Annotated in this window: 5 protein-coding genes; 4 read left to right on the top strand and 1 reads right to left on the bottom strand. The window is 40.8% G+C overall.

The window, feature by feature from the left end:
- Window positions 1–16 precede the first annotated feature (16 nt).
- The 4 genes from FG28_RS07920 to FG28_RS07905 all read left to right on the top strand — a co-directional run bounded on the left by FG28_RS07920 (window position 17) and on the right by FG28_RS07905 (window position 10,648).
- Entirely contained in the window at window positions 17–1,927 is a 1,911-nt protein-coding gene (locus tag FG28_RS07920) for a RagB/SusD family nutrient uptake outer membrane protein (RefSeq protein ID WP_036381663.1), read from the top strand.
- A 216-nt stretch (window positions 1,928–2,143) separates the two neighbouring features.
- Window positions 2,144–5,437 (top strand): VCBS repeat-containing protein, encoded by a 3,294-nt coding sequence (locus FG28_RS07915; protein ID WP_036381660.1) that lies wholly within the window; start codon window positions 2,144–2,146, stop codon window positions 5,435–5,437.
- A 282-nt stretch (window positions 5,438–5,719) separates the two neighbouring features.
- Window positions 5,720–7,231 carry a carbohydrate binding domain-containing protein gene (locus FG28_RS20060; RefSeq protein ID WP_051947221.1) on the top strand — a complete coding sequence of 504 codons (1,512 nt, stop codon included), beginning with the start codon at window positions 5,720–5,722 and terminating at the stop codon, window positions 7,229–7,231.
- 126 nt (window positions 7,232–7,357) lie between these two features.
- Window positions 7,358–10,648 (top strand): FG-GAP-like repeat-containing protein, encoded by a 3,291-nt coding sequence (locus FG28_RS07905; protein ID WP_036381657.1) that lies wholly within the window; start codon window positions 7,358–7,360, stop codon window positions 10,646–10,648.
- Here FG28_RS07905 and FG28_RS07900 read toward each other — a convergent pair.
- Entirely contained in the window at window positions 10,645–12,774 is a 2,130-nt protein-coding gene (locus tag FG28_RS07900; RefSeq protein ID WP_197062562.1) for a CRTAC1 family protein, read from the bottom strand. The two genes, FG28_RS07905 and FG28_RS07900, sit on opposite strands and share 4 nt — an antisense overlap.
- Window positions 12,775–12,902 lie beyond the last annotated feature (128 nt).

Below are 12,902 nucleotides of genomic sequence, written 5' to 3'. Positions count from 1 at the left end.
AAATATCATGAGAAAGATGAAAAGAAAAAGTATATCACTAGCAATCTTAACGATTGCATTGTGTATAGGTTCTTGTACAAAAGACATCATAGAAGAGGAGCCAAGAGGTGTGTTCACTCCAGAGTTTTTCTCAACTGAACTTGGTGTTCAAGGTGGTTTGACATATTTGTACCAGAATTTAAGAAACGTATATGGGTTCGCCTATTTTTTAAACTTGGGAGAAACAGGAACAGACGAATATTGTGCTGCCCAAAGTGCCGATAACAACTTTTTTGATTTGGACCTAGCTGGTGAGGGTAATCTAAACTCGCAAAGTGGTTTTTCAATCGGTACGCCTTGGGGCAATGCCTTCCCTGCCATTAACACGGCCAGTGGAATTATTGAAAATGCAGCGGCTGTAGGCCTGGATGAATCTCTAATTGCAGAGGCCAAATTTTTTCGAGCTTTCAACTATTTCATGTTGGTGCAAACCTATGGTGGTGTACCATTGGATTTAGGTGCCGGGGAATTGGCTTTTAATACTTCCGTAGCTAGAACTTCAGTACGTAATACGGTGCCCGAGGTATATACGAGAGCTATTTTTCCCGATTTACTTGATGCGGTCGATGATTTGCCTGAAAGTCCTCGATTAACGGGCACGGTAACCAAGAATGTAGCCCGATTGATTTTGGCAAAAGCCTACTTAACCTATGGATGGTGGTTAGAAAATCCGAATGGTATTCCCACCTATCCAGATGCACAAAGAAATGATCCTGATGGCAATGGCCCGTCCTATTATTTTCAACAAGCCTATAATTATGCTGTTCAAGGTATAAATAACCCTGGGCCTTATCGTTTGCTTGACTATTTTTATGATGTACATGTCGCTACAAATGATCGTCATGAGGAAATGATGCTCTATGCCGACCGTACAGAAGAAAGTCAAATCTATAACGGCGCGGATTTAGGATTTAGTGGAACTGATAATCCCGCCAATACAGCGGTTTGGATGGTAACTTCCAATTACACTACCATTAGTGTTGATGGTGTGGCCGCAGTACAACGTGAGGCTGCCCAAAGCTATGGAAGACCATGGACACGTATGGCTCCTACCATTGGTGCACTAACAGAAACGTTTACCAATAAGGATATGGATTCCCGATACGATGGTACTTTTGTTACCAGCTATCGAGGAAACTGGGACAAAGGAGGAGACCCTTCACCAACCTTAACAGCAGCTAATGGGTTGGAAATAGAACCAGGTGATGCGGTTATTTCATTCTTGGATGAGTATGACCCTGCTGTTGACTACAGCGTAAATGGTGGTAATATTGGGGGTGGAGAAATTCCTGGAAGATCGGATTATGTCATCAATTTAAATGAAATAAACAGAAGATTTTATCCTGGTTTATGGAAGCTCGGAACCTATCGTACTGACAACGAAGGTGGTTTGGGCTCGCCCAATGGAGCACTGACACGCCCATTTCCAATAGCCAAGTATTCTGAATTTTACCTTGTAGCAGCCGAAGCCGCTGTAAAAGGGGCTTCGGGAGCTTTCACTGCCCGAAGTTTGGTCAATGTGCTTCGTGCCCGTGCCGGTATGTGGCGTTTTGATAATGGCGAGCAGCAAGAACGTATCGAAGACAATAGTGCCGCTATGATGGCCGCAACACCAGCTGTCATTGATATAGACTATATTTTGGCCGAGCGATCCCGCGAGTACTTTGGAGAAGGTATGCGATGGTATGATTTGGTCCGCACCCAAAAATGGACAGAATATTCAAGTTCGTATGAAATTGCTGGGAATGATGCCACGGACCACAGTCCTACAACAACAAATAGGACCATTGAGCCTTTTCATTACTTAAGACCTATACCACAAGACCAAATAGATGATTTGAATATGACCGAGGCCGAAAAAGACGCCTATCAAAATCCCGGTTATTAAGAAAATAAGTAACCTTCATATAATTAGTTTGAGTTAGTTAAGTTGCGTAAGAAAGAGGCTATCCAGAAAGATAGCCTCTTTTATTATATTGGGCACTGATAACCAATAACATAGATAAAGTATAATAGTCCCGGTTAAATACCTCTTTTGGGAACAAAACATAATCTTTTTTTACTCAAAATCACTATATTAAATAGTATTCGAACTAGCATTTAAATGAAAAATAGATTTGGACTTATATCGTTAGTTTTGTTTTTTGTTTTTTTATTCTCCTGCAATCACGAAAATAAAATCAGAAATAAAAAAGCTGGTGGTGATACACTTTTTACATTACTTAACAATGAGCAGACCAATGTTCATTTCAAGAATTCAATAACAGAAACGGCAGATTTTAACGTTTTAAACTATTACTATTCCTACAATGGAGGTGGTGTGGCCGTTGGCGATGTCAATAATGATGGCCTTGAGGACATCTATTTTACGTCCAACCAACAGTCCAATAAATTATACCTGAACAAAGGCGGATTTACCTTTGAGGATGTTACCGTTGCAGCCAACGTGTCGGATGCGGAAGGATGGACCACAGGAACAACCATGATCGATATCAACAATGACGGATGGATGGATATTTACGTATGCAAATCTGCTTCGCTGAACAACAATCTACTCCGCAGGAACAAGCTTTTTGTCAATCAAAAGGATGGAACTTTTAAAGAAGAGGCCGAAAAATGGGGACTGGATGATGATGGGTTTTCAACCCAATCCTATTTTTTTGATTACGATAAAGATGGTGATTTGGACATGTATCTCATCAATCACAGGGTCGATTTTTTGAACTCCATCAATCTAGAGGTCATTTTAAACGATCAGAATTTTTATCCCCAGACCTCTGACCACCTCTATAGAAATGACGGCAATAGGTTTACCGATGTTACCATCAATAGTGGAATCATGAACAAAGAATTCAGCCTTAGTGCAGCCATTGGTGACTACAACAATGACGGCTGGCTGGATGTCTTCGTGGCCAACGATTTCATCACTCCGGATAAACTTTACATCAATAATAAAAATGGTACATTTTCCAATCAAATAGATCAACGGCTAAAACACATTTCATACAGTAGTATGGGTTCTGATATTGCTGATATCAACAATGATCTTTTACCGGACTTGATGGTCTTGGACATGTCTGCCGAGGACCACAGCAGAGGCAAACAGAACATGCCCAGTATGAACACTGACGGGTTTTGGTATATTGTTAGGTCTGGTTACCATTTTCCGTATATGTCCAATATGCTCAATTTGAATAATGGAAACGGATATTTTAGTGATATTGGGCAATTGGCGGGTGTATCCAAAACCGATTGGAGCTGGGGGCCTCTTTTAGCTGACTTTGATTGCGATGGCCTCAAGGACATCTTCATTACCAACGGTATTAAACGCGAAATTGCTAACCAAGACTTTGGTAATTTCTTGGACAACCAGCAAGATTCCATCAAAAATATGTCCATTCAGCAAATTTTGGACAGAATGCCCTCCGAAAAGCTTCAGAACTATGCCTTTAAAAATGATGGGGATTTGGCATTCTCCAAAGCAACCTCGATTTGGGGTTTTAATCAAACCGTAAATTCCAATGGTGCCGCTTATGGGGATTTGGATAATGACGGCGATTTGGATTTGGTCATGAACAATCTGGATGATGAGGCCAGCATTTACCAAAACAATGCAAGCAATAACTTTTTATCAATTAAATTAGTTGGAAATGAGCGTAATATCAATGCCATAGGAGCCAAGGTGAAGGTGTATACCGATAAGACCTCCCAATACCAAGAGTTGTTCCTGTCCAGGGGATATCAATCCTCTGTTTCTCCTACTTTAAATTTTGGACTTGGGAATGAAACCAATATCAAAAGGATAGAGATAATTTGGGATAATGGGCGTATGACGGTGGATGAAAATGTTGCAGCAAACCAGACACTAATCTTCAACCAAAAAGATTCAAAACCCAAAACCCCTGAATACCAGTATACATTTTCAAATAATTTTAGCAGGGTAAATCCTGAGGAATTAGGTATTGGGTACAGGCACCAGGAAAATGAGTTTAATGATTTTTCGAAACAAGTTCTGTTGCCCCAAAAACAATCCGAAAAAGGACCCGCATTTGCAAAAGCCGATATCAATAATGATGGCTTGGATGACTTATTTTTAGGCGGGGCGTTCAATCAACCCGCTCAAGTTTATCTTCAAAATACAAATGGCACATTTGATAGATTGGACCAATCAGTTTTTGAAAACGACAAAAGTTATGAAGATATCGGCGCACACTTTTTTGATGCCGATAACGATCAAGATCTCGATTTGTATATAGCTAGTGGGGGGTATGAATTGGATGAGCTCGACCCCCTCCTCCAAGATAGATTGTACCTGAATGATGGAAATGGAAACTTTACACGTTCAAACAACCTGCCACGACTGATTTCAAATACCAAAGCCATTGCCTCGTTTGATTATGACGCCGATGGGGATTGGGATTTGTTTGTGGGAGGTAATGTTGTCCCTGGTAAATATCCATTGCCTTCTGCTTCCTATATTTTGGAAAACACAGGTTCTCAGTTTATCGATGTAACGCAAACGGTTGCCCCTGAGTTCAAAAATCTAGGGATTATTAATGATTTTCTGTTCTCTGATTACGATCAAGATGGTGACAAGGATTTGGTTATTGCCGGTGAGTGGATGCCCATAACCATTTTCAGCAACACCAATGGCCTTTTTACGAGAACGGAACTAAAAGATTTTGAGGATACCAGTGGTTGGTGGAACACCATTGCCGAAATTGACTTTGACCAAGATGGCGACCTCGATTACTTTGTAGGGAATTTAGGTGGTAATAATAAGTTTCATCCATCCCCCGAAAAACCACTTCATGTTTATGGCACCAATCTGGGCGATGATAGCAATTATGATATGTTCCTCAGTAAAAATTACCAAGGTCAATTAGTGCCGGTCAGGGGTAAGGAATGCTCCACCCAACAAAACCCGTTTGTAAGTGAAAAGATAAAATCCTACAAGGAATTTGCCAATTCCACTTTACAAGATATTTATGGAAGGGAAGTGCTGGAAGATTCATACCATAAACAAGTGAATGAGTTTGAATCGGTTTATCTTGAAAATAACGGGAATGGAAACTTTACAATACGGCACTTGCCCAAATATGCCCAATTGGGACCTACCATATCTTTTGTATTTGTTGATGTAAACGGAGATGGAAACATGGATGTTATTGGAGCTGGTGCCATACATGAAACTGAAGTAGAAACCGTACGCTACGATGCAAACATTGGTTATGTCCTTTTAGGGGATTCCAAAGGCGGCTTTAAGCCATACAAAGACGTAAGTTTTTATAATGACCTGAATGCCAAAAGCATGGAGCTAGTTAATGTTAAAAATGAGTCGTATGTCATCATTGCGAACAATAACCGACAACTGACTATTTTTCGAATCAATTCTTGAAAAAAGCCAATTCACCGAAAAAAAGAGAATATTTAAGAAAAAAAACTACGCAATCGATTGCATCATAATGTTTATTATGTATATTTACCATATTGAGATTTTTGCTCATACTTTTTTGTTATAATCAGATTAATTAACCATGCTAATTTAAAACTTCACAACATGACCAAATATATCTTCAGATGCTTCCATAGCAGTAATCGTTTGGATTACTGATTTCAGTAACTCTTGTATAACCCACATAATTGAACATAACATAAACTAACTAAAAAAACGAAAATCATGTCAAAAGCCTTAAAATACGTAGGTAATTTTCTAGCCGTCGTTGCAATCGTTTTTGCCTTAAGTTGCGAAGAAGACGATTCCACTCCAGTGGTAACTGTGACTAGCGTTGCGTCAGAAAATTTTTATCCCGGTGATCAAGTTACCATGGAAGGGAGCAATTTTGGTGCAGTTCTATTTGTATTTTTAGAAAACAACCAAATTCCCTTTCAATTAGATGGAGAAATATTAACTTTTACGTTGCCTTCAAATGCAGCTATTGGTAGCGGAAAAGTTACGTTGGTAATGCCTGATGGGTACATAGTAGAACGCAACATTGAAGTAGTTCCAAGACCATTTCCAATTATTACAGCACTATCAACCAATGCCGCACCGGAAGGAGGAGAAGTAACAATTGCAGGAACCTCTTTGGATAATCTTCAGTCGGTGACCATTGGGGAGATTGAAGCAAGTGTGGTTTCGTCAACTGCTACGGAATTGACAATTACTGTTCCAGCAGGTCTTGAGGAAAATTTAGATGCTCCCATCACAGTTGTTACCTCTGGAGGAGAAGCTACAGCACCTGGAAAATTTTATGTTGGTGAAAATTTACTTTTAAATGGCGGTTTTGAACTAGGTGATGGTGATGATTTTACCAATTGGTCCAAATTTAATGGTGGTGATGGTATGACAGCTACTACCACCTCTGGTGAAGCCTATTATGGTAGATCCCTACGTGCCGTGGGGGCTGGTGGAGACGCTTGGAGAACTCAGTTGGCAAGTGATGCCGCTCCAACGCAAGTTGATGTGGAATATACCTTATCCATGTGGATAAAAGCACAACCAGGAACGCCTGGAGATGGTGGAAATATTAGATTCTCAACCAATCCGGATGCGCTCTATAGCGGTAATTATGATATCACCACGGAGTGGCAGCAGATTGAGTGGGTATTTACCGCCAATACCAACCCAGCTAGGGCAGTATTAGACCTTGGTGTTATAGCCGATGCTGTATATTTTGTGGACAACGTAACCTTGGTCGCCACAGGTCTTTCAGGACCACAGCCTACGGAAATTTTGCTCAACGGAGGGTTTGAAGAAGGAGATGGAGATGACTTCACCAACTGGAGTAAATTCAATGGTGCCGATTTACTGACCGCTACAACAGAGGCCGATGAAGTCCGGAGTGGTGAAAGAGCACTTAGGGCCGTAGGATTTGGCGGGGATGCCTGGCGAACCCAGTTGGCAAGTGACGCTGTTGCTACCGTAGATGGTGTGGAATATACGGCAAGCCTATGGATTAAAGCTGCAGTAGGCCCAGGAAATGGTGGTGTTATAAGAATGTCAACAACAGGTAACGGGGATGCCCAATACCAAGGAGATGTAACCGTAACAACAGAATGGCAAAAAGTGGAATGGATATTCACCGCGAATAGCACACAAACCGGTATTGTGTTGGACCTCGGAGCTACTCTAGATGCCGTTTATTTTGTTGATGATGTAAGTCTTTTGGCTCCGCCTGAAGATGAATAGCATTAAACGCACGTAGTATTGAATTTAAAGAAAGTGAATCTTATCCGTATTACATAGTATACGTAACAATTGTAAAGGCTGTCAAATGACAGCCTTTTCTTTTATATTTAATAAAAGTATCTCCAAATGGCATGGATATCTAAAAATTGGTTTTATATATTCCTTTGTGCAGTAGTGACTAGCTGCAATGACTCCGGTGTCAAAAAGAAAAAAACTTCAAACGCCACCACCCTATTTTCATTGGTTCCAAGCACACAAACAGGGATTAATTTTAAAAATACGGTTAAGCAAGACATCGATTTTAATTACATCGAATATGTATATGCCTTCAATGGAGGGGGATTGGCCATAGGCGACATCAACAATGATGGCCTAGAGGATATCTATTTTACATCAAACCAAAACTCCAATAAGCTTTACCTAAATCAGGGTGATTTTACATTTGTAGATGGAACAAAAAATGCCGGTCTGGAAGATAGCGAAGGATGGTCCACTGGCGTAACCATGGTAGACATCAATAATGATGGTTGGTTGGATATTTACGTATGCAAATCCGCATCGTTACGAAATGATGCACTGCGAAGAAACAAGCTTTTCATCAACCAAAAAGATGGGACTTTTAAAAATGAAGCCAAAAAATGGGGGTTGGACCAGAATGGTTTTTCCATTCAATCGTATTTTTTTGATTATGACAAGGATGGAGACTTGGATATGTATTTGGTGAACCATCGCCCTGATTTTGATCAAAGTAATAGGATTGAGAATAGAGAAGAAAGAGAATACTTCAGGGAAACCTCGGACCATTTGTTTAGAAATGATGGCAATACGTTTGTTGATGTGACGCTTCAAGCAAAAATTCAGAACAAAGAATGGGGGTTGAGTGCTTCCATTGGTGATTTCAACAACGATGGGTGGCTGGATATCTACGTGGCCAATGATTTTATCAACCCAGATTATTTGTATATAAATAATCAAGACGGAACTTTTTCAGACCAAATAAATACCCGGTTCAAGCACATTCCCTACAACAGCATGGGGTCTGATTATGCCGATATCAACAACGATCTTTTACCAGATTTAGTGGTGTTGGACATGCTTGCCGAAGATCACAGGCGTGGTAAAGAAAATATGGCATCCATGAACACCCAAGGCTTTTGGAACATGGTGGAAGCAGGTTATCCCCATTCCTATATGGCCAATACGCTTCAATTGAACAATGGCAATGGTTCTTTTAGTGATATAGGCCAATTGGCAGGCATCTCAAAAACAGATTGGAGCTGGGCGCCCTTAATTGCCGATTTTGATAACGATGGTTATAAAGACATTTTTGTTTCCAACGGAATAGAACGGGAACTGGGCAACCAAGATTATAAAAAAGAATCCGTTCGGCAACAAAAAGAGAAGGGCGCCATGACGGTTCAAGAGATGATGAGCATTATGCCCTCTGAAAAAATTGCCAACTATATCTACAGAAATAATGGGGATTTTACCTTTGAAAAAATGATAGAAAGATGGGGATTGGACAAAAAAATAAACACCAATGGGGTTGCCTATGCCGATTTGGACAATGATGGTGACCTGGATTTGGTCATGAACAATATGTCCGATGAGGCGACTGTATACAAAAACAATTCAACCAATAACTACATCAACATTAAACTCATTGGCGCTGAAAACAATGTAAAGGCAGTTGGTGCCAAGGTCAAAGTCTATTCCAAGGAAAAAACACAGTATCAAGAACTGTTTCCATCCCGGGGATACCAATCTTCCATGGGATATCAGCTGAATTTTGGTCTGGGTGATGAAGAAATGATTAACCGCATTGAAGTCACTTGGGGGGATAATTCGGTATTAGCAATGGACAATGTCAAGGCTAATCAGACGCTTATTTTCGATAAAAAAGATTTCAAGTTTGATGGTGTTACACCGGAAAAAGTTTCTCGAAATTTTACCGGAGTTGACCCAAGCAGTTTAGAAATAACCTACCATCACCAGGAGAACAGTTTTAATGACTTTGATTTACAGACCTTGCTCCCACAAAAACAGTCCCAAAAAGGTCCCGCAATAGCAGTTGCTGATGTCAATGGGGATGGACTGGAGGACTTTTATGTAGGAGGTGCATTGGACCAAGCTGGGGAAACGTATATTCAAACTCCAGATGGAAAATTCAAAAAGGCCAATGAATCTTTGTTTTTAAGGGAGCGCAAATACGAAGATGTCACTGCGCTGTTCTTTGATGCTGATGGCGATGGCGATTTGGACTTGTATGTGGGCAGCGGCGGTTACGAAGTTGGAGAAAACAATAGGTTGCTTCAAGACAGGATATACACAAACGATGGAAAAGGTAACTTTTCAACATCCAATAAGCTCCCCAAGATGTTAGGGGTTACCAAAGCTGTTGTGGCCCATGATATTGATAGAGATGGCGACTTGGACTTAGTAGTAGGTGGACAGGTAATTCCCGGAAAATATCCGCTCTCATCCAAGACCTATGTGCTCAAAAATGAAAATGGCCGCTATATGGATGCAACGGAAGAACTGGCTCCAGAACTTTCGGAGATAGGCATTGTGAACAATTTACTGTTTACGGATTATGACGGGGACGGGGATCAAGATTTAGCGGTTGTTGGGGAGTGGTTTCCCATTACCTTTTTTAACAACCAAAGCGGAAAATTTACCAAAGCATCCCTTACAACATTAAATGACACTGAGGGCTGGTGGAACACCATTACAGAAGTGGATTTGGACAAGGATGGTAAGATGGATTATCTGGTGGGGAATCTAGGCGATAACAACAAGTTCCATCCTACCAAAGAAAAGGCGCTCCACATCTATTCTACCAATTTTGATGCCGATGGAAAATACGATATGGTATTGAGCAAGGAATACAAAGGGAATCTGGTTCCGGTTCGGGGCAAGGAATGTTCCACGGAACAAAACCCTTTTGTCAGCGAAAAAATCCAGACGTATAAAGAGTTCGCCAATTCTACCCTGATTGATATTTACGGAGAGGAGGAGTTGAATGCCGCCTACCACAAACAAGCACATGAGTTTGGCAGTGTTTATTTAAAAAACAAGGGCAATGGCTCATTTGAAGTGCAAAAGCTCCCTACAACGGCTCAATTTGGGCCAACCATGGCCTTTGAAGTGACCGATATAAACCAAGATGGCCATTTAGATGTTTTAGGTGTTGGAAACATTTACGAGGCAGAAGTGGAAACCATTCGCTACGATGCCAACACCGGTTATATCCTTCTTGGTGATTCCAAAGGAAATCTGGTTCCCTACACGGACAATAGCTTTTTTACCCAGGGTAACGTCAAGGACATGAAAAAAATAACCATTGGTGGAGAAGGGTGCTTTTTGATTGCCAATAATGATGAAACGTTGACCATTTTTAAAAGGAACAAGGGTTAGTGGTGTTGATGTTCAGCCATTTTTCTCTTGAATGAAAATGCCGGAAGATTGTGTTTTTGAATTTCTCCACCCTCAACAATTTGTATCGTTTGGTTCACCTCCACATTGTTGAAAATAGAAACCGGCCTTGTATGATGCGGCCATTTGATCTCCAATTGTTTGATAACCTCGGCTTGCCCCAAACCAATTTCAGCCATTAAACTATTGCCCCCAAAACTCGCTCCGGAATCAACCGTGTTATAAATTTTGCGTTCTTTTGAACCTTCTTTAATGGTAATGATTATTTTGGCTCCAATCGCAGACCGATTGCTTTGCTTCCCCTCCAACACAATATTGATCCAATTGTTGGTGTTGCCCATGGGATTTTCAAAAAGTAGGTTTCGAAACACGTCGCCTTCCACTGCCCCGCCCATAACCGCGTAAATATCTTGGTCGCCATCCATATCCATATCCCCAAAACCAATGGCATGCCCTTTTTGAATATGCCCAAAACCACCACTGTAGGTGACATCTTCAAAATTTTCACCATTCACATTGCGGTACATTTTGTTGGGTACGATGGAGAAGAAATCAGGATCTCCCGTTGCCAAATAAAAGTCTAAAAAGCCATCATTGTCCAAGTCGCCAAAATTACAGCCCATAGTGGCGATGGGTTCCGTCAGGTTGGCTTTTATGGAGACTTCTGTAAAGGTGTTATCCCCATTATTCTGATATAATAGTGGTCGATATTCGGAGGTGTTGGTCTTGAGATTTCTAAGCAGCATTTCGGACGGCAATACTTCGGAAGAAGAATACCCTGAAACAAAAATATCTTCAAAACCATCATTATTATAATCGAAAAACCAGGTGGGAAAACTCAATTTTGGTTCTGCAACGCCAGCATTTTCATTTGCAATTTTGAAGGAAGGTTTCCCTCTTTCTTTTGTGGTGTTGATATACAAGGTGTTTAAGCCATCATAATCGGATAAATACAGATCGGGATATAAATCATTGTTTACATCACCACTGGCCACTCCTTTAAAAAAGCCCGGCACAGTAATCCCCGCTTCTTTGGCAATATTTTGGAAGGTTCCGTCCCCATTGTTCAAAAACAGTTCACAAAAGCTTTGTTTCGCTTCGGACCATTCGTTGGCAATGAATAAATCGAGCCAACCATCCAGATTGACATCGGTCCAAACGGCGGTCTGTGTCGGGTTAAGGGAATATACTCCAGCGGCCTTGGTCACATCGGTAAAAGTGCCGTCGCCATTATTTCGCATCAAAGAGTTCGGAATACTTCCAAAAATGGACAACCATGCACCTCTTAAGATCATAAAATCCATAAGGCCGTCATTGTCGTAATCGGCGTGTCTTAAATTCAGACCACCCGTAACGCCTTTCAGTCCGGCCTCGATGGTTTTGTCTGAAAAACCTCCCATTCCATCATTCTCAAAATATTTGATTTGGTCATTCAGTCCCCAGGAAGATGCAATGATGTCCAAATAGCCATCACCATTAAAATCATCCACACAAGTACCTCCTGATAGTTGGTTAACATCCACTCCCAAATCCATGGCTATATCCGTAAAGTGCGGAATATTTGCGGAATTGGAAAAGTGCGACTCTGGAATTCTAAATTTCCTTGGAACTTTTTCAGGATACTGACCCAAGGTCATATTGGCTATATTCAACAAATATTGACACTCCAAATCATTCGGGTTGATGGCAAGTAATTCATTTAGCAAAACAATGGATTGCTGTGCCCCATCTTTTAAAACATGTTGCGCTTTGGGACTAATGGGAATGATACACGATTCATTGGTGTGATTTGCAATGCAATTGTCCTGCTCAGCTTTGCGCATGTAGGCAATGGCCAATTGTTTTTTAAGATAATAGACCAACTCTTCCTTTGACTCTACATTATTGCTCTCAACAACTTGCAGAACGCGGTTTAAATTCGCTATGGATTCATCTGTTTTCCCGGCGTTCAACAACTCCAAACCATAGGTGAGCATTAGATTTAATTGTTCATTTCCCCGAGTTGACTGGATTCTTTTCCCAAGAATGGATGCTTTTTGATTGTTGAAGATGTAGGGAACGCTTTCCACTTCCATGGCTTCAATTCTTTGCCGGATGTCGTTGATCATCTCCTGAGTCGTATTCTTACTATTTTCAGGAACACGATTGGTTTCAACATTAGTCTTAGAAGGATTATTTTTCTCGGAGTTGACGCAACTGAAACATAGCAACGTTATAAAAGCTAAAACTTGAAAAG

Source organism: Muricauda sp. MAR_2010_75 (assembly GCF_000745185.1).
GTDB lineage: Bacteria > Bacteroidota > Bacteroidia > Flavobacteriales > Flavobacteriaceae > Flagellimonas.
The sequence above is the reverse complement of the archived record's forward strand: the minus strand, read 5'-3'. Positions and strand labels throughout refer to the sequence as shown.

What these genes read in the sequence shown, in the direction of transcription:
- FG28_RS07920 (WP_036381663.1), top strand. Translation starts at nt 17, where the DNA reads ATGAAAAGAAAAAGTATATCACTAGCAATCTTAACGATTGCATTGTGT.
- FG28_RS07915 (WP_036381660.1), top strand. Translation starts at nt 2,144, where the DNA reads ATGAAAAATAGATTTGGACTTATATCGTTAGTTTTGTTTTTTGTTTTT.
- FG28_RS20060 (WP_051947221.1), top strand. Translation starts at nt 5,720, where the DNA reads ATGTCAAAAGCCTTAAAATACGTAGGTAATTTTCTAGCCGTCGTTGCA.
- FG28_RS07905 (WP_036381657.1), top strand. Translation starts at nt 7,358, where the DNA reads ATGGCATGGATATCTAAAAATTGGTTTTATATATTCCTTTGTGCAGTA.
- FG28_RS07900 (WP_197062562.1), bottom strand. Translation starts at nt 12,774, where the DNA reads ATGATCAACGACATCCGGCAAAGAATTGAAGCCATGGAAGTGGAAAGC.